Genomic DNA, 26,753 nt, shown 5'->3' with positions numbered 1-26,753 from the left:
TGACGAGCGAGGTGATTTAACTCAATTCTATTCAGCGAATGCTTTTTATCAGTTTGAAATTGTACTGATGTCGCTTGAATGCTTTTTGGAGACCCCCATGACTAAAAAGTGGTTTACTGAGTCGGTTGAAGAAACACTGACTCAATTTAATGTATCAACTGAGCAAGGTCTGACTTCGGAAGAAGTAGAACAGCGTCAGGCTGAACACGGCAAAAATGAGCTACAAGAGCAAGAAGGCAAATCTGCGCTTGAGCTATTTCTACACCAATTTAAGAACCCATTGATCTTCATTCTGGGTATTGGTGCGATTGTTTCCTTCTTCACTGGTCACCTAGTTGATGCGATTGCCATCACTGTGATCATCTTCATCAATGCCATCATTGCATTTTGGCAAGAGTTTAAAGCTCAGAAGGGCATGGAAGCACTGCAAGAAATGGCAGCCCCAACCGCACAAGTTCGTCGCAATGGAGAATGGGTTGATGTCTTGGCGCGTGACATTGTGCCAGGCGATATCCTAAAGATTAATACGGGTGACATCCTCGCAGCGGACGTGCGTATCATCGAAGCGAACCGTCTCGCAGTAGATGAGGCTGCGCTTACTGGTGAGTCTGAGCCGGTTGATAAAATCGTCAAGGTGATTGAAGACGAAACCGTTGGTCTTGGTGATCAGCGTAATATGGGCTTTATGACCACGATTGTGACGACAGGTACAGGCTTAGGTGTAGTAGTCAGCACAGGCATGAAGACGGAAGTCGGTCATATTGCGGATATGATGGCAAACACCGAAGAAACCAAAACACCAATGCAAGAACGTATGGATACCATTGCGAAGACCTTGATGGTTGCGGCTTTGGGTGTGGTTGCTGTGGTTTGTGGTATCGGTCTTTACCATGGTATGCCTTGGCTCGAAATCCTCAACACGGGTATTTCTCTATCGGTAGCAGCAATTCCAGAAGGTCTACCAACGGTTATTTCAATTGTGTTGACCATGGGCTCAACACGTATGGTGAAGAACAACGCATTGGCGAAGCAGCTTTCTGCGATTGAAACGCTCGGTTCAACCACGGTTATCTGTTCGGATAAAACCGGTACGCTGACACAAAACCAAATGCAGGTAATGAAAGCGTACGATGCAAGTGGTCGTTACTGGGAAGTGTCGGGCAAAGGCTTTAGCCCTGAGGGGGAATTCAAACCTCTAGGTCATACGGTTGATGCAAAGCAAAGCCCAGAAATGATGAAAGGCTTGGTAGTTGCGACCCTGTGTAATGATGCGGAATACATCAAAGATGGTGATAATTCGTCAGTGCGTGGTAACCCAACCGAGGGTGCACTGATTGTTGCCGCGGCAAAAGCGGGTCTGGAACAATCAGACATGCTATCAACAGGCGGTTACTCTATCGTCGAGAAGTTCCCATTCGACTCTGCACGTAAGATGGCGTCAGTGATTGTTAAAGGACCTGATGGTAAGCACTTCCTTGCTATCAAAGGTGCGCCAGATGTGGTGCTGCGTAATGCCTCTGGTTTTATGGTTGATGGTGGTGAGCTACCAACAGCTCCAACCATGTCGACAGGTAGCCTTGCGTTAGCGGCAAGTCCAGCAGAAGAGGTCATCGCGAATTATGAAGCGGCAATTCAGGACTTCGCAGAGCAAGTGCTTCGTACTTTGGCGGTGGGTTACAAAGAGCTGACAGAGGATGACCTAAAGCGTGATCCTGCTGAGCTAGAGAAAGATGTGACCGTGCTTGGTTTGTATGGAATCATGGACCCACCGCGTCCAGAGGTTCGAGATGCAGTAGAGAGTTGTTACAACGCTGGCGTTCGCACGGTAATGATCACGGGTGACCATGCACTCACTGCAGCGGCAATTGCACGCGAAATCGGCATTATCCGCAGTGAAAAAGACTTGGTTATAACGGGAGCACAACTGGATGAAATGGACGATGAGGCATTGCGTAAGATTTGCCCGGAAGTGGCAGTCTTTGCCCGCGTGACGCCAGAACACAAGCTGCGTATTGTTCAAGCTCAGCAACACAATAATGAAGTGGCAGCGATGACGGGTGATGGCGTTAATGACGCACCTGCCCTTCGTCGAGCTGACATTGGTGTTGCGATGGGTATTACCGGTACTTCGGTGGCCAAAGATTCAGGTGATTTGATCCTTCTGGATGACAACTTCAGTACGATCGTGAAAGCCGTGCGCCAAGGACGTCAGATCTTCGATAACTTGCGTAAGTTCATTCGCCAAGCACTGACAGCGAACGTGGGTGAAGTGTCGGTTATCTTATTTGCTTTCTTGATGATGGGACCTGAGGCGATTCTACCACTCACGCCATTGATGATTCTTTGGATTAACCTAGTCTCTGACGGCTTGCCTGCTTTGGCGTTGGGTGTTGAGCCAGAAGAGAAAGACTTGATGGAACGTAAGCCGCGCAAGCGTAACGAAAGTTTCTTCAGCGACCATCTCGGTACACGTATTGTGACGCGTGGTTTAGCATTAGGCGGAATGAGCTATTTGGCGTTCAACTGGGCATTGAGTAGCGGTCAAAGCGCTCAATATGCACAGACAATGGCATTCGCAATGTTGATTTTTGCCCAGTTATGGCACTTGTTTGATTCGCGTACGTTTAACTCGCTATATCGTAAGAACCCACTCACCAATAAATACCTACTGGGGGCAGTCGCAGTATCAGCAATGCTGTCTCTTGGCGTTATTTACACGAGTCTTGGTCAGCTTATCTTTAATACAGAGGCGCTGAGTGCTGGTCACCTATTTGGTGTGATATTAGTGTCTTCACTGCCGACGTTCATTTTGTCTGGTATCAAAGAGATGACGAAAACCAAAGTCGTTTAAGGATAGTGATGTCGATTCTTGCAGCATAGGGAAGCGACAGAGACCTAAAGCCCGCCGAGAGTGATAGCTTGGCGGGCTTTTCTTTTCTCTCAAGCAAGGCATCTCTTTAGCTGTGCGAAGGTTTACTCTATAATCCTCTCCGTTTTCATCTGGTACTTCACCAACTTTCATCTGGGATATTTTCATGATTTCAAAAAACCAACTAAAACTGCTGCGTGCTTTAGGTCAAAAGAAGCAGCGTAAAGCGCACGGCTTATTTCTGGTTCAAGGTGAAAAGAACGTACTGGAATTGGCGAACAGCTCGCTCACGGTAAAGCAGATTTTTGCGACGGTCGAGTTTCTGGATGAGCATCGTCAAGAACTCAACAGTTTCGAATGTATTGAAGCGTCACTTGATGACTTAACCAAGGCAAGTACCCTAGTCAGCAACAATGCAGCTATTGCTGTGGTTGAAATTCCAAACGTAACAGTGCCTCAGGCAAAAGGCTTGATGATCGCATTGGATGGCGTTTCTGATCCGGGCAACCTAGGTACGATTATTCGCGTAGCAGACTGGTACGGTATCAAGCACATCATCGCGAGCACAGATTGTGCCGATCCATACAACCCAAAAACCATCAGCGCAACCATGGGTAGCTTTGGTCGTGTGCAAGTTAGCCTAGTGGATTTACCAAGCTACTTAGAAGAGGCAAACTTGCCAGTATATGGCGCTTTCCTTGAAGGCGAGAGTGTGCACAAGACAGAATTCTCAGCAGACGGTATTTTGTTGATGGGCAGCGAATCTCATGGTGTGCGTGAAGCGGCGTCTAAATTTGTGACTGACAAGATTACTATTCCAGCATTTGGTGGTGCAGAGTCTCTAAATGTAGCAATGGCGACAGGTATTATTCTGGACAACATGCGTCGTCAACACAGCTAATCGCAGCGACGAATCATAGATACAAAAAAAGCGTAACGAGCCAGACTTTTTCAAGTTGAGGTTCATTACGCTTTTTTCGTTTTAATGCGCTTATTTTTCTAGCATGTCCAACTTGTTTGGCACGCCGTTCCACTTTTCTGCTTCATCCATTGCTGGCTTCACTTCAGTTTGTACCGGCCAGATTTCCGCAAGCTCTGCGTTGAGCTCTTTGTAGATCACTTGATCTTCTGGTAGCTCGTCTTCTTGGAAGATGGCGGCTGCGGCACATTCATCCACGCACAAGCCACAATCGATGCATTCAATCGGGTTGATTACCATAAAGTTTGGACCTTCGTGGAAGGCATCTGCAGGGCATACCGCGACACAGTCAGTGTATTTACATTGGATACAGTTATCGGTTACGACAAACGCCATGATAATCAGCTCTTAAGTTAGTCAAAATTGAAGAATGGGGATAATACTCATCCCAAGGCAAAATTCAACATTCGCTACGTTAATTCCGCCGCGCAACTTGGATTTAGTATGACAGACAATTCAATTTCTCGTAAAATGCGCGCCATTGTGAGCTGACTGCTTTTTCACCCTTGATATTAACGAGGAGAAAATAGCAGTTCTGGCTAAGACACCTACCATAACGAGACATCACATGATTCGTATTAATGAAATTAAACTTCCTCTTGATCACGAGGAAGGCGCGCTATTGGACGCGATTACTAAAAAGCTTGGCATTGCTGCTGAGAAAGTTATCTCTTTTAATGTCTTTAGACGCGGCTACGATGCTCGTAAGAAAACCAATATTCATCTTATCTACACGCTAGACATCATCGTTGAAGGTGATGAAGAAGCGTTGTTAGCGAAATTTGAAAAAGACCCACATGTTCGCCAAACACCTGACATGGAATACAAGTTCGTGGCGAAAGCACCTGAGAACCTAACTGAGCGCCCAGTGGTGATCGGTTTCGGTCCTTGTGGTCTTTTTGCGGGTTTGGTTTTGGCTCAAATGGGCTTTAACCCAATCATCGTTGAACGTGGTAAAGAAGTACGTGAGCGCACTAAAGACACGTTTGGCTTCTGGCGCAAGCGTACACTTAACCCAGAATCGAACGTACAGTTTGGTGAGGGCGGTGCAGGTACTTTCTCTGATGGTAAACTTTACAGCCAAGTGAAAGATCCAAATTTCTACGGTCGCAAAGTGATCACTGAGTTTGTTGAAGCTGGTGCCCCAGAAGAAATTCTATACGTAAGTAAGCCGCACATCGGTACCTTTAAACTGGTTACCATGATCGAGAAGATGCGCGCGAAAATCATCGAGCTAGGTGGTGAGATCCGCTTTAGCACTCGTGTTGACGATCTGCATATGGAAGATGGTCAAATCACAGGCGTAACGCTATCAAACGGTGAAGAGATCAAATCTCGTCACGTAGTACTAGCGGTAGGTCATAGTGCTCGTGATACCTTTGAAATGCTGCACGACCGTGGCGTTTACATGGAAGCGAAACCATTCTCTGTTGGTTTCCGTATCGAGCATAAACAGTCGATGATCGACGAAGCGCGTTTTGGTCCAAACGCAGGTCACCCAATTCTTGGTGCTGCAGACTACAAACTGGTTCACCACTGTAAGAATGGTCGTACGGTTTACAGCTTCTGTATGTGCCCTGGTGGTACGGTAGTTGCGGCAACTTCTGAAGAAGGTCGTGTAGTAACGAACGGCATGAGCCAGTACTCTCGTGCGGAGCGTAACGCGAACAGCGCAATCGTCGTCGGTATCTCACCAGAGGTAGATTACCCAGGCGATCCACTAGCAGGTATCCGTTTCCAACGTGAACTGGAATCGGGCGCTTACACACTCGGTGGTGAGAACTACGACGCACCAGCACAGAAAATTGGTGACTTCCTGAAAGGTCGCGATCCAAGCGCACTGGGTGATGTTGAGCCATCGTTCACTCCGGGCATCAAATTGACTGACCTGTCAAAAGCGCTACCTGCATTTGCTATTGAAGCGATTCGTGAAGCGATTCCAGCATTCGATCGTAAGATCAAAGGTTTTGCATCAGAAGATGGTTTGCTTACAGGTGTTGAAACACGTACGTCTTCTCCAGTTTGCATCAAGCGTGGCAAAGACTTCCAGAGCATTAACTTAAAAGGTTTCTTCCCTGCGGGTGAAGGTGCCGGTTATGCTGGTGGTATTCTTTCTGCGGGTATTGATGGCATCAAAGTGGCGGAAGCCGTAGCGCGTGACATCGTAGCTTCACTGGAAAATGCATAATTTAGTCGCGTGATATAACGTCGAAAGCCAGCCCGATCATAGGCTGGCTTTTTTGTCTTTGCTGCATAGCTAGTTATTTCTCATTTAAGTTTTTGAACGACTGGTTACTTATCCAACCTCTTCTCATGCTTTATATTCTCATGGTTATTCATTGAGCTGAGGGCGGTGTTGATGGTATATAAATATGCAACTGAGCATCTATTGTTTTGTCTTATGTATTGATTCGATTAGAGATCGATAGACTAAATCTATGGATAAAATTGCTAATTTCCATTTAGTAAAATCAAGAAATTAGACGACACTTATCTTAAAGGCAGCAAAAATGTGCCGCTAAGGAGATAAGAATGCACTCACTAAAAGTTAAAGATTACATGACGTTACAGGCAGTGACTTTCACCAAGAACATGTCGTTGACGGCGGCTTTGGACAAGGTGATGCAAAGTGTTACTCTAGGTGGACCTGTTATCGACGAAAACGAGAAAGTCATTGGATTCCTTTCTGAACAAGACCTTTTGGACAAACTCGTTAAAGCCAGTTATCACTGTCAGGACACGCACACAGTAGAAGAGTGTATGCATGATGATGTTTTGTCTGTATCGCCGGATATGTCGATCATTGAGCTGGCCGACATGATGAAGATAGGCAAGCCAAAAATGTACCCTGTGGTAGATGATAAAGAGAAACTCGTCGGTGTGATTACAAGACGCGATGTGCTGAGAGCGATAGGAAAAACGCTGAACGAATGTTTCAAACACCCCGTTTAATAACGAAACAATAAGTATGAAGACGAAAGACGCTACGGCGTCTTTTTGTCGTTGAGGAAGAATATGTCTACGCAAGACGCAAAGTTTGTCCAAGGTTCAACCATGCGCCACATTCTGGTGATGTCCGGAGCGGGCTCCGTGGGTTTAATGGCGCTGTTTGTCGTCGATTTGCTCGATATGTTGTTCATCAGTATGTTGGGGCAGGTCGAGTTGGCTGCGGCGGTTGGTTTCGCGGGAACATTAATTTTCTTCTCAACTTCAGCATCGATAGGTACCTCGATAGCGATGGGCGCTTTAGTTTCCAAAGCGATCGGTGCAAAGGATTTCGAACGAGCGAAGTTGACCAGTGGTAGCATCATGCTGGTGGCTTTTATGATCAGCTTGGTCATTACCATTGGTATGTTCATCCACATTCCTGAATTACTCGCAGCCATCGGTGCGGAAGGAGTTGCGGCGGAGCGTGCTGAAGCGTATCTCAACATTCTTCTGCCAAGTGCGCCAATTTTGGCATTAGGTATGTCAGCCGGTGCAGGTTTGCGTGCTGCTGGTGATGCTAAACGCTCGATGTGGGCCACGTTGGCTGGTGGTATCGTTAATGCGATTCTTGATCCTCTCTTTATCTTTGTCTTCAAATGGAACGTGGAAGGTGCGGCGGCGGCTTCGGTGATTGCTCGTTTTACGGTATTGGCATTCTCCCTTTATCCACTGGTGAAAGTGCATCAGTTGGTGTCCTTTCCAACATTCGATATCTTCAAAAATAACCTTAAGCCGATTTTGGCGATTGCCATTCCAGCAATCATCACTAATACCGCAACGCCAATTGGCAACGCGATTGTAACGACACATATTGCTCAATTCGGTGAGGACTTTGTCGCAGGCTTTGCGGTGATAGGGCGTTTAACACCAGTGTGTTTTGCTGTGATTTTTGCATTGTCTGGTGCGGTTGGTCCTATCATTGGGCAGAACTTTGGCGCGGAGCGAATGGACCGCGTGAAGCGAACACTGACAGACTCTTTGTTGGTTACCACTATTTACACGCTGGGTGTTTGTGCCTTGCTTTATGTTTTGCAAGATTACATCGTCGCTATGTTTAGTTTGACGGGGGATGCCGCGATTATTGTTGTCGCGTTCTGCACTTACGTTGCTATCACATTTGTATTCAATGGCACTTTATTTGTTGCGAATACCTCGTTTAACAACCTTGGTAAACCGCTTTATTCAACGGCATTGAATTTGGGTAAAGCGACAATTGGTACATTACCATTTGTGTACTTTGGGGCTCAATGGTATGGCGCACTTGGTGTGCTATATGGACAAGCGGTGGGTACGATTGTATTTGGTTTACTTGCACTGGTAGTACTGAACAAGCACATCAAAGATCTGATGCAGAACTTTGGGGAAGACATTATTGAAGATGACCCAGCGATTACTTGTGTTAACACTCAGCCTTTCTGTTCGCATGACGCGGTATTGATCGACGAAGTCGCAACGGCTTTGGAAGAAGAAAAAGCGTAATTTTGCTTAATTCATCATATTGTTCTTGACCTTGGAGCTAGCTCCAAGGTTTATCCTTAGTGGCAGAAAGAGACTCATCACCAATAAGGAAAGTGAATTATGTGTACAAAACATCAAGGTTGCCAATCTGGCAAAATCAAATCTGCGGTGGCGGTAGGTGCAAACGACTCTTGCTGCGCACCGGCAAAACCAACTCTCAATATCACGCAAGCGAGCGTGGTCGGCTCAGAAGGCTCTTGCTGCAGTAGCGGCGGTTGTAGCTCAGAGTCTGCCGAAGACGAAGGTCCTGCCGAACCCCTCGAATCCTCCATTCGTCATAGCTGGTTAGTGTCTGGTATGGACTGTCCTTCTTGTGCCCAAAAGCTAGAGAAGGCGATTACCTCTGTAGAAGGGGTTACCAACGCTAAAGTACTATTCGCAACCGAAAAATTGGTCGTCGATTTTGATAACCGTGCCGTCGCGGCTGTAATTGAGCAGGTCTCTCAACAAACTGGTTTTCCATTAACTTCTACCGATGCACCAAAGCCAAAAGCAGAAAAGAAAGGTTGGTTAGGCATTGTTAAAGACAATGTACAAATCCTATCGATCGCAGGTGCAATGGCGTTTGCTGGCATCATTTCTGATTTCAACCCAACGTTAAGTACTTGGCTGTTTACCTTAACCTGTTTGCTTGGTTTGTATCCGGTTGCAATGAAAGCGGTGAAATTGGCTCGTAGTGGCACTCCGTTTGCGATTGAAACATTAATGAGTGTCGCAGCATTAGGTGCACTTTACCTTGGCGAAACTGCTGAAGCAGCGATGGTGCTATTGCTTTTCCTTATTGGTGAAAAGTTAGAAGCATACGCATCATCTCGTGCTCGCAGTGGTGTTCAGGCATTGATGGACTTAGTGCCTGAAAATACGACACTAATTGTGGACGGCGAACGTCAAGAAGTGCCAGCGTCACAGCTTCAGCCAGGTGACATTATTGAAGTCGCTCCTGGTGGTCGTATGCCTGCTGACGGTCTACTTATGACCCAAGCAGCAAGCTTTGATGAGAGCGCACTAACCGGTGAATCCGTTCCAGTTGAACATGCTGAAGGTGGAAAAATCATGGCGGGTGCCGTGGTTGTCGACAAAGTCGTGCAAGTGAAAGTGACGTCTCGCCAAGGTGAAAACGCGATCGACCGTATTCTGCATTTGATTGAAGAAGCAGAGTCACGCAAAGCACCGCTTGAACGCTTCCTAGATAAATTCAGTCGTTGGTACACACCGCTGATGATGCTTGTCTCTCTATTAGTCATCATCACACCGCCATTGCTGTTTGCACAACCTTGGGAGACATGGGTATACCGCGGTTTAGCATTGTTATTGATCGCATGTCCATGTGCTTTGGTTATCTCTACTCCTGCAGCGATTACCTCAGGTTTAGCCGCGGCAGCAAAACGAGGTGCCTTGATCAAAGGCGGTGCAGCGTTGGAACTGTTGGGACGTGTTGAATCTGTCGCGTTCGACAAAACAGGTACTTTGACACAAGGTAAACCGCAAGTGACTGACGTGGTTCCATTCGATGTAACAGAAGAGCAGCTATTAAGCTTAACGGCGTCGATTGAGATTGGCTCAAGTCACCCACTAGCGTTATCGCTGGTAAGTAAAGCGCAAGAGCAAGGCATCAATATTCCTGAAGCGGCAGATAAAACTGCGCAGGTTGGTTCTGGTGTGACAGGTGTGGTTGAAGGGAAGTTGGTTCAAGTCATCGCACCATCGAAAGCAGACTTCCCAATCTCGCAACAGGTTGAGCAACAAGTGGTTGAGTTAGAAGGGCAGGGTAAAACGGTCGTTATTGCTCGTCATGATCATGAAGTCCTTGGCTTGATCGCATGGCAAGACACGCTTCGCCAAGACGCCCAGCAAGCGGTTGCTGCACTGAAGAAACTTGGTATTTCATCAGTCATGTTAACCGGTGATAACCCACGTAGTGCAGAAGCTATTGCTAACCAGATTGGTCTTGATTACAAAGCCAGTCTGTTACCAGCGGATAAAGTGCACTATGTGGAAGAGATATCAGCGCAACACACTGTCGCGATGGTCGGAGATGGTATTAACGATGCACCGGCGATGAAAGCATCCAGCATCGGTATCGCCATGGGTGGTGGTACGGATGTTGCGCTAGAAACCGCAGATGCGGCCCTGACTCACAACCGCTTGGTTGAATTGCCTGCGATGATTGAGCTATCACGTGCGACGCTCAATAATATTCGTCAGAACGTAGCGTTGGCTTTAGGCTTGAAAGGCGTGTTCTTGGTGACAAGCTTACTCGGTATTACCGGGTTATGGGTTGCGGTATTAGCCGACAGCGGGGCTACTGCCTTGGTGACTTTGAACGCTCTAAGACTATTACGCTTTGAAACTAAGCAAGTAAAATAATCATAAACGTGTATTAAGAATTAGCCTGAGGCGGAGACGTCTCAGGCTTTTTTATATCTGTTAATCGAGATGGTCTTAGTGATGGTTTCATTTGGTGAATCACTGATTACTATGCAATGAAATGATCTTTTGGTCTGTAAAGTGTGATCCAAACCGTTTTTATTTGAAAGTGTAGATTTATTACATTGTTTCATTGTGATTGTGATCACTCAAAGTTGGTAAAAGGTTCGCTACAGTGCATCTGTACCCAACAACTTATTAATGAGCTTATTGTTTACAAAATAAGCCACAACAAGGAGCGACTTATGTCTCAAGCTGTATTCCATTTAGGTGTTACTGAAGCTGATCTTAATGGTGCTACTCTAGCAATCATTCCAGGCGATCCAGCACGCGTACAAAAAATCGCAGAAGAAATGGAAAACCCAGTATTTCTAGCAAGTCACCGTGAATACACGCTATACCGTGCAGAGCTAGACGGTAAACCTGTTGTGGTTTGTTCTACAGGTATCGGTGGTCCATCTACTTCTATTGCAGTAGAAGAGCTAGCGCAACTTGGTGTTCGTACTTTCCTACGTGTTGGTACTACTGGCGCAATCCAACCACACGTAAACGTAGGTGACATGATCGTTACGACAGGTTCTGTTCGTCTAGATGGCGCGAGCCTACACTTTGCTCCAATGGAGTTCCCAGCAGTAGCAGATTTCGAAATCGCAACAGCAATGAAAGCAGCAGTTGAAGAGTCTGGTGCAACAGTTCATATGGGTGTGACTGCTTCAAGTGACACTTTCTACCCAGGTCAAGAGCGTTACGATACTTTCTCTGGTCGTGTTGTTAAGCGTTTCCAAGGTTCTATGCAAGAGTGGCAAGACATGGGCGTTCTGAACTTCGAAATGGAGTCAGCAACATTGCTAACCATGTGTGCAAGCTCTGGCCTGAAAGCAGGTTGTGTGGCGGGTGTAATCATCAACCGTACACAAAAAGAGATTCCAGATCATTCAACTCTGAAAGAAACGGAAGCTCGCTCAATTAAAGTTGTAGTAGAAGCCGCTCGTAAGATGCTTTAAGTACAACATTAGTTGGCATTTAAACAAACGGGAAAAACCAGAGGTTCGCCTCTGGTTTTTTCTATCTGTTCGTTTTGTTTGGGTGCAACAACTTTAAACCTGACGCAATAAAAAAAAGCAGCCGAGAGGGCTGCTTTTCTGTTTTTTTGATTGGAGGTTAAAAACTAGATTTCGTCAGAACCGCCAGCGGCTTCAAACCATGCAGAAAGGTGAGTTTTGAGATCTTTGAGTTCATCAGGACCGATCAGTGCCAAACCTAAATCTTCTGCACGAGTGATGTCATTATGGCGCAGTGGGCGGAAGCTCACCAACATCGCTCTTGCTTGTAGACCGCCAAGAAGATCACGCAGCGATTCAAGTTTGTAGAGCGTGTCATCGCCATCGTCACGCATGCCTTTGGTTTTACATTCGATGATGTGAAGCTTGTTGTTCACCACCGTTGCCACGTCAAGCTCATTACGAACTTCACTTTCACCGAGTTTGCGATAAACCTGCACGTTCAACGAACGGTCTTGAATGGTCGGCATGGTGTCTTGAATTTGTTTAACGGTGCTGTGAACCAGAGTTTCTAACCACTCACCATTTGAGAAGCGGCGTGCATCTTCGTCAGCAAACGTCAGTACGCCGTTTTCGTAAGTGGCGATTTGCGCTTCGACCAAGTCGGTCAACAACATGTTCAGTTCACGGTAGCCTTGTTGTTTCTCAGAAAGCTCAACATCTAGCTTTTGCTCTTTACGACACGTTGTTGCAAGGTAGTTTAGTGTAGCAAGACCAGGACCAAGCTCTAACGCGTTAGACGCCCAGCGCTCGCCAAGTTCATACAGCTTTTGGTCAAGTTGAGGAGGAAGGTCTACGTGGTGGAATTCACCGCGCGCACCGAAAATTGTAAGGTAGTCAGAAATCGTAATGTGGTCTTCTACTTGCGTGTCTTCTTTGCCATCTGGGTAAAGCCAGCATAATTTGTCACTGTTTGGCTCTACAACGAAGATTGGCCAGCGATAAGTACGGAAGACTTCGTACACGGAAAGCAGACGGTGACGAAGACCACAGCTTGCATTGAGTTTAACTTCTTCGCCTCGGTCGTGGAGGTCTTTTGCCAATTTGTGGACAGATTGTTTGATCAGAGAAGTGTTTACTGCAGAAGGAATTTCAAAGAATTCGGAAGTAATTTCTCGCTGCTCTAATACTGCGCTCAGTCGCTCGTACATATCGGATTGGCTTTTGTCGCCGATGAAGACGATATGTGTACTTACAGTGCGATTATCCAAAAGAGGAGTGACTAATCTCACTGGATCTTGGTCGATAATACCAACATGAACAGCCATAGGTTTTCCTTCTTATTTGGCTTGCTCGAAAAGAGAAAAGAAAAGGGATGAGCAAGCCATAATAACCATATGTAGACAAGGCTCATAAAAAACAAGGGTGACTTTAATAAAAAGTCACCCTTATACAGTTGGTTGCAATAAATCCGCTACTTTTTGCGTTCGATTTTATAGCTTAAATCGATGAACCAGTTCATTTTGCTGATGCGCAAGTTGCGTCATTGATTCGCTGGTTTGCGCAATGCTAGACATCGCGTGATAGCTTTGGTCTGCAATGCTATTGATGTCTTCAATGCTGCGTGCAATATCGGCAGAAGTCTCGCTCTGCTCAGCTGCCGCCTGAGATATATGCGTGCTCATTTGGCTGATTTCGATGATCAGTGCTTGGATTTCTTCCATTGAACTGTTTGCTTTTGATGCTTGTTCCACCGACATTTCCATATCACTCATACAACTTTGAATCACCTGACTCGCGGTTTGTGAACTGGTTTGTAGGTTACTGATCATTGACTCAATCTCAGTTGTCGATTGTGTCGTCTTGGAAGCTAACACTCGAACTTCATCGGCAACAACTGCAAAACCACGACCTTGCTCGCCAGCACGTGCTGCCTCAATGGCGGCATTCAGTGCGAGTAGGTTGGTTTGTTCAGCAATGTTACGAATTACATCCAGAATAGAGCCAATTTGCCCACTCATTTTCTGCAATTCAGAAACCGCAGACACTGATTCGTTTAAACGTGTCTCAAGTTGGTTGATGGTCGAGATATTGCTGTTCATCACGTTGCGTCCTTGGTCAGACGCTGTCTCAACACGTTGTACCATCTCTAGCGAGCCTTGTGCACTCTGCGCGACTTCTTGTACTGAGTGAGACATCTCAGTCATTGCTGTCGCCACATTAGCGGTTTGCTCACGTTGAGAATTCAATTGTGTTTGTGCTTGTGAAGAAGTTTGCTCGTTGGTTGATGCGGTTGTTGCTAAGTTGTCTGATGCATCGTTTAGTTTCACAAGGATGTTGTGCAGGCTATCCGCGAGCGTATTGATGTGACCGCTCACACGGCTGAATTCGTTGTTGTAACGGTTGTCGATACGTTGCGTCATATCGCCTTCTGTAAGGCCTTCCAACGCTTTTAAGATGCGAGTTAGTGGTTCACGAACACTTTGCGCGATGTGGTAGCCGATCGCTGTTGCAAAGAGAACAACAATAACAGCAATGACAATCGCTTTAGTCACGCCCGCTGAGTAGATGTCCCCAGCGTCAGCGAGAGATTCGTTCAGCTTGTCGGTTGCGGTTGTGGTGAATTGTTCAAGAATTGCCATGCTAGAGTCTACTTTTGTCGCTAGGTTAGCAATGTTATTGTACAACGCAGATCGAGCCGATAAGTAACTGTTGTGTTGATCCAATACTCCGCCACGCATACCTACGTCGCGAGTAAACTGCTCAACCGATTCGCCGAAGGCTTTTTGCAGCTCAGGCAGTTGTGTCACAAGTCCACGGAACGCGTAGTTTAGGTGCGTGACTGCTTTACGGTTTTTTGCTACCGCTTGAGTTACGAATTCTGGGTTGGTACTTGCCAGCGCATCCGAGGTAATAACTTCAGCATCTTTTAATTTAATGAAGTAGCTTTTTGCCATCACTTTCACTGAGATGCTGGATTGATCTGCAACGTATTCTTTAAGACCAACAGAAAGCTCTGTGTTGAGCTTTTGGAAACGACGCGATGATTTTTGCACTTCTTCTTGTGCAGAGAACATTGCCTCATAGTTGTCCATGGCTTCTTTTGCTTCGGTAAAGTAGCTCTGCTCAAGTTCTTTAAGTTGAGAAAATGGTTCGGCAAGAGAAGGGTAGATTTGACTCGCGATTTCAAGTTGACTCAATGTCTCTTCAAAGCGCTGTTGAGATTTAGCAAATTCCTGACGCATTTCATCCATGCGTTGTTTATTCTCTGTGGTCAGGAAATCCTTAAAAGATTTATCTGCGGAAAGCAGTTCCACACTGGTCTGGTTAGATAGTGAAACAAGTGGTAGTGAAGACTTGGATACTGTCTCAAACTTACCGTGAATATCATTCATGCCCCCCATCATAATGGCAATCGTGACCGCAAACAGGACGATGATTAGCGCGAAGCCTGCATACATCCGTTTAATAACTGAACCTCGCATAAGTGAGCTTCCTCTCCCAAAAATAGACAAGATAAATAAGAAATGTCTTAAAAAAGTAACAAAATTCATTGGATTGTATTGAGTTTGAGACGCACGTTTTATGACGGACACGACAAAAAAAGCTTCAACGTAACGGCTTATATTGATAATGTTAAGTGAACACTGTTTTTTATTGAGCTCGCTTTTGGCTTAGCGCATACTAAATAGGTTACACACCTTATAAAATGGAGTACCCATGGCGGAAGAAACCATCTTTAGCAAAATTATTCGCAAAGAAATCCCAGCAGATGTCCTTTACCAAGATGATTTAGTAACGGCGTTTCGTGATATTAATCCGCGTGCACCAAGCCACATTCTTATCATTCCAAATAAGCTGATCCCGACAACTAATGACGTGGAAGCCGAAGATGAAGCGATGATGGGGCGCATGTTCACGGTTGCGAAAAAGCTGGCTAAAGAAGAAGGCATTGCAGAAGACGGTTACCGTTTGATTGTAAACTGTAACTCACATGGCGGTCAGGAAGTCTATCATATTCATATGCATCTAGTGGGCGGTCGTCCTTTAGGTCCAATGGTATTGAGCTAATCTATTAGAAGTGGATGAAGCAGTTCATCCACTTCTTTATACCCAAGCACTTCGGGATGTTTGGCTCAGCCAATGTTTTGAAATTACTTGGGTATATTTCTGTGAACGACACATTTGTGGAGATAAATGTGAAACATGGTGTGAAGCTATTTGGATTGATGAGCTGGGTCCTGCTTGCTACGGGATGTGCGAACTTATCCGCTGGCAATCTGTTCAGTCATTACAGCGACCAAAATAAAGAAGTCTACCAAGCGGTGGTTGCTGGTGAATACGCCAAAGCTGAACAACTGCAATCAAGTGATGTAGGTGGCGAAATCCTTGGAAACTTTGAACAAGGAAGAATTTCGTTTCTTGCTGAGGATTACCCTACCAGCTTGAACTCATTAGAAGAAAGCGATCGTGCAGTTCGTAAACAACAAGATCGTGCAACCATTTCTGTTACGGAAACAGCAACCAGCGTTGGTTCTCTTGCCGTTAACGACAATCTAAATGAATATCAGCCTGCCGATTATGAGCTCGGCTTTTTGCATTTGTACTTAGGTTTAAACTATTTGCAAAAGAATGATCTCGAAGGTGCGCTGGTAGAAATGCGCCGTGCTAACCAAGTGCAAGAAGCAGCGAAGAAAGCACGTGAAAAGGAACTAAAACGCGCAGAGAAGGATCTTAAGAGTCAAGGCATGTCGGCGAACCTAGGTAGCGTGCTTGCAAACTACCCAGATGCGGGTAAAAAGCTAAGTTCAGTACAAAATGGCTACTTGTTCTATCTGTCGGGTCTTTTATATGAAGCGTCACGAGATTTGAATAGTGCGTATGTAGACTACCGTCGTGCCCTTGCGGTGATGCCAAACAATAAGCAAGTGATTGAAAGCACCATGTATGCCGCAAAAAAGCTCGGCATGCGTGAAGACTTACGTTTACTTGAAAAACGTTATGGTAAAGCACCTTCAGGGTTGAGTAAGTCTCAAGGTCGCGTGATCGTGATCGACGAACAAGGTGTTGTAGAAGCATTACAAGGTTGGCGTATAGATTTGCCTATATATGACAGCCGAGGTGATGGTGCAATTTATTCGCTCGCATTACCTTATTACCCAAAAAGCGGAACGCAGCGTTTTGGCGATGTGGCATTGAATGGCAGCAAATTACCATCGAGCACTTTAGTCGATGTTAACTCGATGGCTCAAAACGATTTGAACGAACGTTTAACGACGATTGTTATTCGTCAGGCAATTCGTGTTTGGGCAAAAGACCGAATTAGAAAAGAAGCAGCGAAGAAAGGCGATGACGTCGGCAACATTCTTTTCAATGTTTGGAATACATTAACTGAACAACCTGATACCAGAAGTTGGCAGACGCTCCCGGGGACGGTGAAAACGGCTTCGAAAGTGGTGAAGTCGGGCAAGCAGAGTCTTAACTTAGGTGATCAGGTGTATCAATTTGACGTGCCAGCACAACAAACCACGTTGGTTTGGGTGTCCCGTCAGGGTTCGCACTCAACAGTGTGGCATAAACAACTAGGGAGGTTGTAATGAGAGCATGGCTTATAGGCTTAGCGGTGATCATTGGTTTAGCCGGGTGTGCTGACAACACCGCAGGTATCCGAATTGATGGTCAAACTCAAAAGGTGTTTTTTAATGACAATGTTTTGGGTAGCCGTTTGTTAGTTGACAACATCACAACTACTTACGTGGATGATCGCCCACGAGGTGTCGTGCAGTTAAGCAGTAACTACAAAGGTGACCAGCACATTCTTTATCGCTTTTATTGGTATGACAATACAGGTCTGGAAGTGAACACTAAACCTGGTCCGTGGCGCAAAATGATTGTGCGTGGATTCGAACAGGTGACTCTGTCTGAAGTGACGGTGAACCCAAACGGAACACAATTTCGTGTACAAATTCGCGAAGCAGATGATAACTAACTCAATTCGAGTAACACAATTTCGGCGGCTATGCTGCTTTGCCAAGGTGGAGGCACCTTGGTATGAAACACAAACTAAGGAACTCTCATGAAAAAAAGTATTATTGCTCTTTTAGGTCTTGCCGTCATTCTGGGTGGTTGTTCAAACAAGGTCTCTTACGGTGATGCGCAAGCGACAGAAACAACAACGATTGATTTCGGCTCGACGGATCTACAAAAAATTGCTGGCGAAATGGTCGACAGCATGATGATGTCAGGTTCAGTGGCAGCAATTACTCGTGACCAACGTCCTATCGTGTTTGTTGAGCGCATCAAGAACAAAACAAGTGAGCACATCGATACTGAATCTATTACTGACACTATCTCTACTAAGATGCTGAACTCTGGTAAGTTCCGTTTTGTAGACATGGATCGTGTGGAATCTGTTCGTGAGCAACTTAACTTCCAAAACACTGACGAGCTAGTGAACCAAAGCACAGCTATCCAATTCGGTAAAATGGTCGGTGCGCAATACATGCTTTACGGCAACCTTTCTAGCATCGTGAAAAATGCAGGCAGTGACAAAGACGTTTACTACAAAATGACGATGCGTCTAATGGATCTAGAAACAGGTCTGATTGAATGGGCGGATGAAACAGAAATCCGTAAAGAGCAATCTAAGAGCCTATTTGGTCTTTAATTGATTCTTTTTGGTCATATGACCTTGAGTGGAGAAGTCATTCATGGCGTGGTTTTCTTGGCAACAAGCGAAACAGTTAGATCCGAGTTTAAATACTCTTGATGGCTTCTTTACTTCACCACCAGTGAAGGTTCAAACCGTCACTGGTGGACTTACCAATCGTTGTTGGCGGTTGGAATCTTCAGAGGGTCTTGCGTATGTCTGGCGACCAACCAGTAACGTATGCAAGACCTTTGCTATATCTCGCCATAACGAATATCAAGTGCTCAACGCAATCGCCCCGCTTAACCTCGGACCTAAACCTGTCTTTGTTCATGAGCAAGGTTTGCTAGTGGAGTGGGTTCCGGGTGAGACATTGACTAAGCCTGGTATCGATATTGATGAATTATTGCCAATCGCTGCTGCTATTCATGAATATCCGTCGACGGCGATTCCTTTGGTTCCTTTCTCTTACTTGTCACGAATTGATCACTACTGGTTAGAGCTAGGTGGTAAGTACATTGGTACAGAGTTTGAAACCTTGTATCGAAAATGGCGGTCGGAACCAAGTGTTGAACAAGTTCCCGTTGCACTGTGCCACTTCGATCTTGGTTGTTATAACTTGGTTCGTGGTGAAGAAGGGGTGAAGGTCATAGACTGGGAATACGCCGCTTTATCTGATCCAAGATTAGACCTCACTTTGATTTTGCAGCTTGCCGATGTGCCAATTGAGCAGGGTGTTGCTCAGTATTGCCAGATTCGTCAAATTGATGATGTGTCTCTGTGGCTGGAAGGCGTACGTGCGTGGATGCCAAGGACCATTATGATGGCGATGTTATGGTATTTGATCGCCTACAAATTGTGGGATGATGAACAATACTTAGACAGTGCGAATGAGTTTAAAGACTTATTATGTATGGAAGATCACTGTTTTGATAACTCATGACTTTTTCCTCTTTAACCATAAGGAAATAGTGGTAGTTTAAAGTGAAGTACCAGCAAGTCACAGGGAGAGGTACACATGATTATTTACTTGCACGGCTTTGATAGTACAAGCCCAGGTAACCACGAAAAAGTTCTTCAATTGCAATTCATCGATGATGACGTTCGTTTCATCAATTACAGTACACTTCATCCTAAGCACGATATGCAGCACTTGTTGAAGGAAGTGTCTAAGGTCATCGACCAAGCGAATGACCCAGCCCCACTTATCTGTGGTGTTGGTCTTGGCGCATATTGGTCAGAGCGTATCGGTTTTCTTTGCGGCATTAAGCAGGTGATGTTCAACCCAAACCTGCATCCAGAGAAAACGATGGCAGGTCGCATTGATCGTCCCGAAGAATATGAAGATATCGCGACCAAATGTGTCGAGCAATTCCGAACCAAAAACCAAGATCGTTGTTTAGTGATTTTATCCAAAGAAGATGAAATACATGACAATTCGAAAACTGCGGCAGAGTTGGACAAGCATTATCAGATTATTTGGGATGAGAACCAAACGCACAAGTTCAAGAAAATCTCTCATCATCTGCAAGCGATGAAGGCATTCAAGAACGCATAAATTGCCCAATAGATAAAAATTTAACTACCTTTAAACAGCACTTCAAGAAGTGCTGTTTTTGTATCTATTGGTTTTGACTCTATCGCACTGATTCTGCCAAATTTTACATTTTGTATCGATTTATCGGCTTGATTTATCGATTTAACCTTTTGTGGCACGAAAACGTTACCGTCAAGCAGATGAAAAGTAGTCAATCCGTATCCAGAGTAAGGATTTTTGTTGCCATCAAAGGATTGCTCTATATAATGAACTTGGTAAAAATAATTTGATAAATATCAAAAAAAATTGAGAGCGAGTAAGAAACTTGCCCATTTTTTGTCTGAGATCGTGTGTTTCAGGCGAATAATCCGATGGACCATAAGCCGAAAACAAGAGTAGGCAATAACATGATGGCATCGGGATTTATCCAAAAAGTGAGCTCACCTCTAGAGACCAAAGAATTCATCGGTTGGATGTATGACCGCAGCGTAACTGTGAGTCTACGTCGAGCTGAACCCATATATTCATTTTTGTAGAGGATAACATTGTGACACGCATTATCGTTGTAGGCGGCGGTGCTGGTGGCCTTGAGTTGGCTACCAAACTGGGCCGCACTCTGGGTCGTAAGAACCGTGCGCAAATTACACTGGTAGACCGTAAAGCGAGCCACTTGTGGAAACCGCTGTTGCACGAAGTGGCAACAGGCTCATTAGACGAAGGTGTGGATGCATTGAGCTACCGTGCTCATGCCAAAAACCATTGCTTCGATTTCCAAATGGGTAGCCTTCAAGACATTGACCGTGAACGTAAAGTGATCATTCTAAGTGAACTAAAAGACGAACATGGTGAACTTCTGATGCCAAGCCGTGAACTGGAATACGATATTCTGGTTATGGCAATTGGCTCTACGTCAAACGACTTCAATACGCCTGGGGTTCGTGAAAACTGTATCTTCCTCGACAGCCCTGAACAGGCGCACCGTTTCCGTAGTGAAATGAATAATGAATTCTTAAAACTGCATGCAAAAAACGGTAACGGTACGGTAGATATCGCGATCGTTGGTGCGGGTGCAACTGGTGTTGAATTATCGGCAGAGCTTCACAACGCAGTAAAAGAATTACGTACGTATGGCTTCGGCGATCTTGACTCTAGCAAACTAAATGTAAACCTAGTTGAAGCAGGTGAGCGCATTCTGCCTGCGCTTCCACCACGTATCTCTTCTGCAGCGCATCAAGAGTTGGTTAAGCTAGGTGTAAACGTGCGTACTGCGACCATGGTGACACAAGCGGACAAAGACGGTTTGACTACCAAAGATGGTGAGAAAATCCCTGCACAAATCATGGTATGGGCTGCGGGTATCAAAGCGCCTGATTTCATCAAAGATATTGCCGGTCTAGAAACGAACCGTATTAACCAATTAGTTGTGAAAAACACGTTGCAAACCACTCGGGATGACGACATCTTCGTTATCGGCGACTTGGCTCAATGTACCCAGCCAGATGGCTCATTTGTGCCGCCACGAGCTCAGGCTGCGCACCAAATGGCAAGTCAAGCGTTCACTAACATTGTGGCTAAGCTTAATGGTCGCGAGCTTAAAGCATACGAATACAAAGACCACGGCTCTCTAGTGTCTCTAAGCCGCTTCTCAACCGTTGGTAGCTTGATGGGTAACTTAACCAAAGGCTCTATGATGGTTGAAGGTCGCATCGCACGCGTAGTTTACATTTCACTGTACCGTATGCACCAAATGGCGCTACACGGTGTGATTAAAACGGGTTTGATGATGCTGGTTGGTCGTATCAACCGCGTATTGCGTCCAAACTTGAAACTGCACTAATTTGAATTTTTGGTTCTTTGTTGAAGATTTGGCGAGAGAATCAAATAATAAATAGAAGAAAAGCCACCGCATGTCGGTGGCTTTTTTCATTCCAAGTCATTGGGTAACAGTGAATAAACGACCCCATCTTTTGGCTTCCCATGAAAGATAAATCGGTTTCTGGCAATCGCTTCTTTCTGTGCACCAACAGACTCAATTAAAGCCTGACTGGCTGTGTTATCTAAATCACAGACGATTTCTACGCGAGTCAAATTGAGTTTAGCGAAGCAGAACTCGGCAAGCGCGCGGATTGCCTCTTGAGCGTAACCTTTGCGTTGATAACGGTCCGCAACCCAATAGCCAATGCTTGCCATATTGAAGGTATGATAAAGCTCATTGACAGCAGCCATACCAACAAGGTTATCGCTACTTCGTTCATAAATGCCAAAACCAAACGCTTCTGTTTTTACCCAGTTCAGTCGCGTAGCGAGCAAGAAATCTTGCGCATCTCTTAGTGAGACATTTTCATCACACCAATCTAACCATTGGTGTAGGGAAGGGGACTCTGCCAGTATGCGTTGTAGAATATGGGCTTCCTCAGATGGGATTAATCTGAGAGCCAAACGAGGGGTTATGATTTCAAAATCTGGACTCATACAACTTCCATGTTAGATTTCAAATAAAACAAAGCGCAGCAAGTGCTGCGCTTTGTTGTTGGTACTGTGTTTTATTGTACTCGACGAACTTGAATGATCATCCCCATTAATGGGTTATCTAAGTAGTGGGTTTCGCCACTGCGCATACGACGCTTCTGATCCATTCGGAAGCTCTTCAAGAATGTCTCTTCAGTCACAGTCGGAGAGACTTCTGCTAAGTTACCGACTTGCACGTTACCATCGACTTCGCCAAATTCTTCAGACAATTGTTCTGAAGGTTGCGATTCAATGTGAACCTCCCGTACACTCGGTTCACGTAAGTCCATGGTTGTCTCGGCAAACAAATAGTGCTGAACGTAGATTTGTAATTTGCCATCTAACTCATAAAGTGGACCTTTAACGCTTTCTTCACTATAGCCATCGGTCGCTAAGGAATGTGCATTGCCAGTGATTGAGCTGCCATCTGGATTATATGATCCTGAAAAATCACGCCCGCCAACAATGCGGAAAACTGGTGCACTTGCTTTACCACGGTCACCTTGACGCCACGCTACGTGCTTCAATACTTTAAAGCCTGCATGGTTGTTAAGTGCTGCTTCTTGAGCGTTCAATCTGTAAGAAGAACGAGGAAGCAAGGTGACGCCTTTTGATTGACGGTAAGAATCGCTTTGTAAGCTGCCGACGTTACTCATTTCGATAGTTGGCAGTTTGTTTGGCCATGATTCACTGGTACTTTCAGCGTCGACTGCTCGCTTGAAAATAATTACTTCAATATCAAATTGACGCGCAGCCCATGATGGCATTGAGACACAAAGAAGTAATAATGGGATCAGTATTCTCATTCGACTATTAGCTCGTTGGTAATAAATTCTGTTTAAAATCATTCAGTAAGTCTTGAACAAACTGAATGCGTTTACGTCGGTCCGTCAATGGTACGCTAAACTTGAACTTAGTTGGACCTTCCATTGCAAATTTTTGCGGCTGTGATTGCAGGAGTTTAACTAAATATGCTGGGTTTATGTCAGCATCAGGGTAAAACTCGATGAAACCACCTTTGTCATGAGCTTCAATTTTCTTAGCTTTGAGACATGCAGCAGCAATTTTTAGCTCAGAGACAGACAGTAAGTTCTTTGTTGCATCAGGTAGCAAGCCGAAACGATCAATCAGTTCCACTTTTAATTCTGATAGCCCTTCCTTATCTGTCACGCTCGCGATTCGTTTGTACATAGATAGGCGAGTGTTGACGTCTGGTATGTAGTCATCTGGCAAAAGAGCTGGAATGCGCATTTCGATTTCAGTTTGTTCTCGAAGTAGATCATCCAGTGAAGGTTCTTTGCCTTCTTTTAAGGCTTCAACGGCTTGTTCAAGCATTTCCATATATAGTGTAAAACCAACCGATTGAATTTGACCACTTTGTTCGTCACCCAGTAACTCACCAGCCCCGCGGATTTCAAGATCGTGGGTAGCAAGAGTGAAGCCAGCACCAAGGTCTTCCAGTGACGCAATTGCATCAAGACGCTTAATTGCATCTTTCGTTATTGCTTTTGGATGTGGCGTCAACAGGTAAGCGTACGCTTGGTGGTGCGAACGACCAACACGACCACGAAGCTGGTGCAACTGCGCGAGACCTAGGTTATCTGCTCGGTCCATGATGATGGTGTTGGCGGTTGGTACGTCAATACCTGTTTCTATGATCGTAGTACATACGAGTAAGTTGAAGCGCTGATGATAGAAATCATTCATGATGCGCTCGAGCTCGCGTTCACGCATCTGACCATGTGCAACGGTAACTCGCGCTTCCGGAATCAGCTTTTGCAAATCTTCGGCGGTTTTTTCAATCGTTTCGACTTGGTTATGTAGGAAGTAAACCTGACCACCACGCATGATTTCACGGAGTACTGCTTCGCGTACCACGGAGTCTTCGCGTTGACGTACGAAGGTCTTAATCGCCAAGCGGCGTGCTGGTGGTGTTGCGATGATCGACAAATCGCGCATGCCACTCATTGCCATATTTAATGTGCGCGGAATTGGTGTTGCGGTAAGCGTTAAGATGTCGACATCGGCACGCATTGCTTTCACTTTTTCTTTTTGACGCACACCAAATCGGTGTTCTTCATCAACAATCAACAAGCCAAGATCTTTGAACTTAATATCGCTTGATAGCAACTTGTGAGTACCAACGACAATATCAACTTTGCCATCAGCGACATCTTGGAGAATCACTTTTTGCTCTTTTGCCGATTTAAAGCGCGACAGGACTTCTACGCGAATTGGCAAGTTAGCAAAGCGGTCGCGGAAGTTTTCAAAGTGTTGCTGTGCAAGCAGAGTGGTTGGTACTAAGACTGCCACTTGCTTACTGTTGTCTGTGGCAACAAATGCAGCGCGCATTGCGACTTCTGTTTTACCAAAACCAACGTCACCACAAACTAGGCGGTCCATGGCTTTTGCTTGGCACATGTCAGACAAGACCGCATTAATTGCCATTGACTGATCGTCGGTCTCCTCAAACGGGAAAGTTGCTTTGAAAGTTGCGTATTGACCGCGGTCGAGCTCAAATTTATAGCCCGGTTTTAGCTCTCGCTTGGCATAAACATCCAGAAGCTCTGCTGCAACGTCACGAACTTTCTCTGCAGCTTTACGGCGAGCTTTTGCCCATGCTTCACCGCCTAGTTTATGCAGCGGTGCACTTTCTTCAGCTCCGCCAGAGTAGCGGCTAATCAAGTTCAGTGAAGATACGGGTACGTAAAGCTTGGCATCATTTTGATACTCAAGTGTTACGTATTCCGTTTTCATACCGCCAGCTTCAAGAGTTTGTAGGCCTATGTAGCGGCCGATACCGTGATCGATGTGCACAACAGGTTGACCCGGCTTAAGTTCAGCTAGGTGGCGTATGACGGTGTCACTGTTGACCGCTTTTTTGTCTTTACGGCGACGTTGGATTACGCGATCGCCAAGCAGATCGCTTTCGCAGATCAGCGCGAAATTTAGCTCTTCATGAATAAAACCATGTTCCGCAGCACCTAGAATTAGGCTGAAACGATCGTCAGAGTCCAGCGCTTGATATAGTGAACCATGGACTACTGGGCGCACTTTAATGCCTTGCAGTAGCTCTGTTAATGCTTCACGGCGACCTTCTGACTCGACAGAGAAAACGATTTTACCCGCAAACTGTTCACTGAATTGGCGTAAACGCGCTAACGGCTCTTTGTTCTGCTGTTGAACACCAAGCTCGGCTAGAGATTGAACGGCGAGATTCTGGCGACCTGCACGTTTAACGATTTTCTCTAGGCTCAGCTGAGCTTGCGGTAGTTGTTTGAAGTGAGTGAATAGCTCATCTTTCTTCAGCCACAATTCATGTGGTGCTAACAACGGACGCAGTGGATCGATTTTCTTTTGATCGTAGCGGTAGTCAACGTCATTCAAGAAGGTATCGACTGCGGCTTCAATATCGCCGTAGGTGATCAGTTGAGAGTCATCGGGTAAATAATCGAAAAGCGTTTCTGTATGATCGAAAAATAGTGGCTGCCAATATTCGATGCCCGCCGGCCAAGTGCCTTTGGTGACTTGCATGTAAATTGACTCAGGCTCGCGGCGAGCTTCAAACTGAGAGCGCCAACGAGTACGGAAATCTTCAATAGCCGCTTTCGTCGTCGGAAATTCATGCGCAGGCAGAAGCTGGATTTGCTGAATGTCTTCGATCGAACGTTGGTTTTCTGGATCAAATGTGCGAATGGTGTCGATCTCGTCATCAAAGAAATCAATGCGATATGGATCTGAACTGCCCATTGGGAACAAATCTAGGATCGAACCTCGGCTTGCATATTCACCTGGACCAAAAACTTGATCAACGTGACGGTAGCCAGAGTTCTCCAGTTGCACACGCAGTTTTTCCAGCGAGAATTGGTCGCCCGTTTTCACCATCAAGGTGTGCTGAAGTAAGAAATCACGCGGGGACTGGCGTTGTAATACCGTGCTCACTGGCACAATGGTCACACCACGATTTTGGTTTGGCAATTGATATAAGCGGGCAATACGATCTGAGATGATCTCTTGGTGTGGAGAAAAGTTGTCGTATGGCAGCGTCTCCCAATCAGGGAATAGGCTTACAGGTTGGTCGGTAAATTGCTCAATTTCTGCTTGCAGTTTGAGTGCGATTTGCGGGTCTGGTACCACTAGCAGAGAGTGGCTTGAGTGTTGTTTTGCTAGCTCGGCAATCGCCATCGGCAATGCCGCTCCCGGTAAGTTGCCAAGCTGTTTTTTATCGCCACGCTCAGACGGATTGGTGACGGACAGAATCGTTGCTTTTGTCATGG

At 45.6% G+C, this 26,753-nt stretch carries 20 protein-coding genes; 14 read left to right on the top strand and 6 right to left on the bottom strand.

Annotation, left to right across the window (positions count from 1 at the left end):
- Positions 1 to 97: 97 nt before the first annotated feature.
- Both QMY49_RS09900 and QMY49_RS09895 read left to right on the top strand, forming a co-directional pair.
- Positions 98 to 2,851: a cation-translocating P-type ATPase gene (locus QMY49_RS09900; protein WP_283311277.1), complete on the top strand. Its 2,754-nt coding sequence runs from the start codon at positions 98 to 100 to the stop codon at positions 2,849 to 2,851.
- A gap of 184 nt (positions 2,852 to 3,035) precedes the next feature.
- Positions 3,036 to 3,770: an RNA methyltransferase gene (locus QMY49_RS09895; RefSeq protein WP_050908950.1), complete on the top strand. Its 735-nt coding sequence runs from the start codon at positions 3,036 to 3,038 to the stop codon at positions 3,768 to 3,770.
- Positions 3,771 to 3,860: 90 nt separating this feature from the next.
- Here QMY49_RS09895 and fdxA read toward each other — a convergent pair whose 3' ends face one another.
- Positions 3,861 to 4,184, bottom strand: a complete 324-nt coding sequence (fdxA, locus tag QMY49_RS09890; RefSeq protein WP_005431654.1) for a ferredoxin FdxA — start codon at positions 4,182 to 4,184, stop codon at positions 3,861 to 3,863.
- 232 nt (positions 4,185 to 4,416) lie between these two features.
- Here fdxA and QMY49_RS09885 point away from each other — a divergent pair, with 232 nt between their 5' ends.
- The 5 genes from QMY49_RS09885 (at position 4,417) to udp (ending at position 11,785) form a co-directional block, all read left to right on the top strand.
- A complete protein-coding gene (locus QMY49_RS09885) occupies positions 4,417 to 6,036 on the top strand; it encodes an NAD(P)/FAD-dependent oxidoreductase (RefSeq protein ID WP_005446641.1) in 1,620 nt (539 codons plus the stop codon).
- A 344-nt stretch (positions 6,037 to 6,380) separates the two neighbouring features.
- Positions 6,381 to 6,800, top strand: coding sequence for a CBS domain-containing protein (locus tag QMY49_RS09880; protein WP_005446643.1), 420 nt, complete (start codon positions 6,381 to 6,383; stop codon positions 6,798 to 6,800).
- A gap of 63 nt (positions 6,801 to 6,863) precedes the next feature.
- Positions 6,864 to 8,315: an MATE family efflux transporter gene (locus tag QMY49_RS09875; RefSeq protein ID WP_005446645.1), complete on the top strand. Its 1,452-nt coding sequence runs from the start codon at positions 6,864 to 6,866 to the stop codon at positions 8,313 to 8,315.
- Positions 8,316 to 8,414: 99 nt separating this feature from the next.
- On the top strand, positions 8,415 to 10,721 hold the full coding sequence (locus QMY49_RS09870; protein ID WP_101960921.1) for a zinc/cadmium/mercury/lead-transporting ATPase: 2,307 nt from the start codon (positions 8,415 to 8,417) through the stop codon (positions 10,719 to 10,721).
- Positions 10,722 to 11,026: 305 nt separating this feature from the next.
- Positions 11,027 to 11,785, top strand: coding sequence for a uridine phosphorylase (gene udp / locus QMY49_RS09865; RefSeq protein WP_005437517.1), 759 nt, complete (start codon positions 11,027 to 11,029; stop codon positions 11,783 to 11,785).
- Between the two features lie 164 nt (positions 11,786 to 11,949).
- Here the strand turns inward: udp and QMY49_RS09860 are convergent, their stop codons facing one another.
- Together QMY49_RS09860 and QMY49_RS09855 are read right to left on the bottom strand one after the other, a co-directional pair.
- Positions 11,950 to 13,110 carry a DUF1887 family protein gene (locus QMY49_RS09860; protein WP_005437515.1) on the bottom strand — a complete coding sequence of 387 codons (1,161 nt, stop codon included), beginning with the start codon at positions 13,108 to 13,110 and terminating at the stop codon, positions 11,950 to 11,952.
- A gap of 165 nt (positions 13,111 to 13,275) precedes the next feature.
- Positions 13,276 to 15,267 (bottom strand): methyl-accepting chemotaxis protein, encoded by a 1,992-nt coding sequence (locus tag QMY49_RS09855; protein ID WP_029790272.1) that lies wholly within the window; start codon positions 15,265 to 15,267, stop codon positions 13,276 to 13,278.
- Between the two features lie 235 nt (positions 15,268 to 15,502).
- Between QMY49_RS09855 and hinT the strand changes: the two genes are divergently transcribed.
- From hinT to QMY49_RS09820, 7 genes are all read left to right on the top strand, one after another.
- Positions 15,503 to 15,853: a purine nucleoside phosphoramidase gene (gene hinT / locus QMY49_RS09850; protein ID WP_005446662.1), complete on the top strand. Its 351-nt coding sequence runs from the start codon at positions 15,503 to 15,505 to the stop codon at positions 15,851 to 15,853.
- A 128-nt stretch (positions 15,854 to 15,981) separates the two neighbouring features.
- Positions 15,982 to 17,379 carry a COG3014 family protein gene (locus QMY49_RS09845; protein WP_101960924.1) on the top strand — a complete coding sequence of 466 codons (1,398 nt, stop codon included), beginning with the start codon at positions 15,982 to 15,984 and terminating at the stop codon, positions 17,377 to 17,379.
- Complete coding sequence (locus tag QMY49_RS09840) at positions 17,379 to 17,771, top strand: YcfL family putative periplasmic lipoprotein (protein WP_005446667.1); 393 nt, start codon at positions 17,379 to 17,381, stop codon at positions 17,769 to 17,771. The genes QMY49_RS09845 and QMY49_RS09840 overlap by 1 nt, the downstream gene beginning before the upstream one ends.
- Positions 17,772 to 17,858: 87 nt before the next feature.
- Positions 17,859 to 18,449, top strand: coding sequence for a penicillin-binding protein activator LpoB (gene lpoB / locus QMY49_RS09835; RefSeq protein ID WP_005431666.1), 591 nt, complete (start codon positions 17,859 to 17,861; stop codon positions 18,447 to 18,449).
- 43 nt (positions 18,450 to 18,492) lie between these two features.
- The gene (gene thiK, locus QMY49_RS09830) at positions 18,493 to 19,374 is read left to right on the top strand and encodes a thiamine kinase (protein WP_005446675.1); all 882 of its coding nucleotides are present in this window, start codon (positions 18,493 to 18,495) and stop codon (positions 19,372 to 19,374) included.
- A gap of 75 nt (positions 19,375 to 19,449) precedes the next feature.
- A complete protein-coding gene (gene ycfP, locus QMY49_RS09825) occupies positions 19,450 to 19,989 on the top strand; it encodes an alpha/beta hydrolase YcfP (protein ID WP_005446677.1) in 540 nt (179 codons plus the stop codon).
- 526 nt (positions 19,990 to 20,515) lie between these two features.
- A complete protein-coding gene (locus tag QMY49_RS09820) occupies positions 20,516 to 21,805 on the top strand; it encodes an NAD(P)/FAD-dependent oxidoreductase (protein ID WP_005446679.1) in 1,290 nt (429 codons plus the stop codon).
- 86 nt (positions 21,806 to 21,891) lie between these two features.
- Here the strand turns inward: QMY49_RS09820 and QMY49_RS09815 are convergent, their stop codons facing one another.
- The 3 genes from QMY49_RS09815 to mfd form a co-directional block, all read right to left on the bottom strand.
- Positions 21,892 to 22,440 (bottom strand): GNAT family N-acetyltransferase, encoded by a 549-nt coding sequence (locus QMY49_RS09815; protein ID WP_005446680.1) that lies wholly within the window; start codon positions 22,438 to 22,440, stop codon positions 21,892 to 21,894.
- Between the two features lie 71 nt (positions 22,441 to 22,511).
- Positions 22,512 to 23,282, bottom strand: a complete 771-nt coding sequence (locus QMY49_RS09810; RefSeq protein WP_074050253.1) for a peptidoglycan binding protein CsiV — start codon at positions 23,280 to 23,282, stop codon at positions 22,512 to 22,514.
- Positions 23,283 to 23,289: 7 nt separating this feature from the next.
- Complete coding sequence (mfd, locus tag QMY49_RS09805) at positions 23,290 to 26,751, bottom strand: transcription-repair coupling factor (protein WP_005446683.1); 3,462 nt, start codon at positions 26,749 to 26,751, stop codon at positions 23,290 to 23,292.
- Between the last annotated feature and the right edge of the window lie 2 nt (positions 26,752 to 26,753).

It is taken from the genome of Vibrio harveyi (assembly GCF_030060435.1).
GTDB classification, from domain to species: domain Bacteria; phylum Pseudomonadota; class Gammaproteobacteria; order Enterobacterales; family Vibrionaceae; genus Vibrio; species Vibrio harveyi.
Note: the sequence above shows the minus strand (reverse complement) of the source record. Positions and strands in the feature narration are given on the sequence as shown.

Excerpts from the sequence above, each read along its gene's own strand:
- QMY49_RS09900 (WP_283311277.1), top strand. The coding sequence starts at position 98 with ATGACTAAAAAGTGGTTTACTGAGTCGGTTGAAGAAACACTGACTCAA.
- QMY49_RS09895 (WP_050908950.1), top strand. The coding sequence starts at position 3,036 with ATGATTTCAAAAAACCAACTAAAACTGCTGCGTGCTTTAGGTCAAAAG.
- fdxA (WP_005431654.1), bottom strand. The coding sequence starts at position 4,184 with ATGGCGTTTGTCGTAACCGATAACTGTATCCAATGTAAATACACTGAC.
- QMY49_RS09885 (WP_005446641.1), top strand. The coding sequence starts at position 4,417 with ATGATTCGTATTAATGAAATTAAACTTCCTCTTGATCACGAGGAAGGC.
- QMY49_RS09880 (WP_005446643.1), top strand. The coding sequence starts at position 6,381 with ATGCACTCACTAAAAGTTAAAGATTACATGACGTTACAGGCAGTGACT.
- QMY49_RS09875 (WP_005446645.1), top strand. The coding sequence starts at position 6,864 with ATGTCTACGCAAGACGCAAAGTTTGTCCAAGGTTCAACCATGCGCCAC.
- QMY49_RS09870 (WP_101960921.1), top strand. The coding sequence starts at position 8,415 with ATGTGTACAAAACATCAAGGTTGCCAATCTGGCAAAATCAAATCTGCG.
- udp (WP_005437517.1), top strand. The coding sequence starts at position 11,027 with ATGTCTCAAGCTGTATTCCATTTAGGTGTTACTGAAGCTGATCTTAAT.
- QMY49_RS09860 (WP_005437515.1), bottom strand. The coding sequence starts at position 13,110 with ATGGCTGTTCATGTTGGTATTATCGACCAAGATCCAGTGAGATTAGTC.
- QMY49_RS09855 (WP_029790272.1), bottom strand. The coding sequence starts at position 15,267 with ATGCGAGGTTCAGTTATTAAACGGATGTATGCAGGCTTCGCGCTAATC.
- hinT (WP_005446662.1), top strand. The coding sequence starts at position 15,503 with ATGGCGGAAGAAACCATCTTTAGCAAAATTATTCGCAAAGAAATCCCA.
- QMY49_RS09840 (WP_005446667.1), top strand. The coding sequence starts at position 17,379 with ATGAGAGCATGGCTTATAGGCTTAGCGGTGATCATTGGTTTAGCCGGG.
- lpoB (WP_005431666.1), top strand. The coding sequence starts at position 17,859 with ATGAAAAAAAGTATTATTGCTCTTTTAGGTCTTGCCGTCATTCTGGGT.
- thiK (WP_005446675.1), top strand. The coding sequence starts at position 18,493 with ATGGCGTGGTTTTCTTGGCAACAAGCGAAACAGTTAGATCCGAGTTTA.
- ycfP (WP_005446677.1), top strand. The coding sequence starts at position 19,450 with ATGATTATTTACTTGCACGGCTTTGATAGTACAAGCCCAGGTAACCAC.
- QMY49_RS09815 (WP_005446680.1), bottom strand. The coding sequence starts at position 22,440 with ATGAGTCCAGATTTTGAAATCATAACCCCTCGTTTGGCTCTCAGATTA.
- QMY49_RS09810 (WP_074050253.1), bottom strand. The coding sequence starts at position 23,282 with ATGAGAATACTGATCCCATTATTACTTCTTTGTGTCTCAATGCCATCA.
- mfd (WP_005446683.1), bottom strand. The coding sequence starts at position 26,751 with ATGACAAAAGCAACGATTCTGTCCGTCACCAATCCGTCTGAGCGTGGC.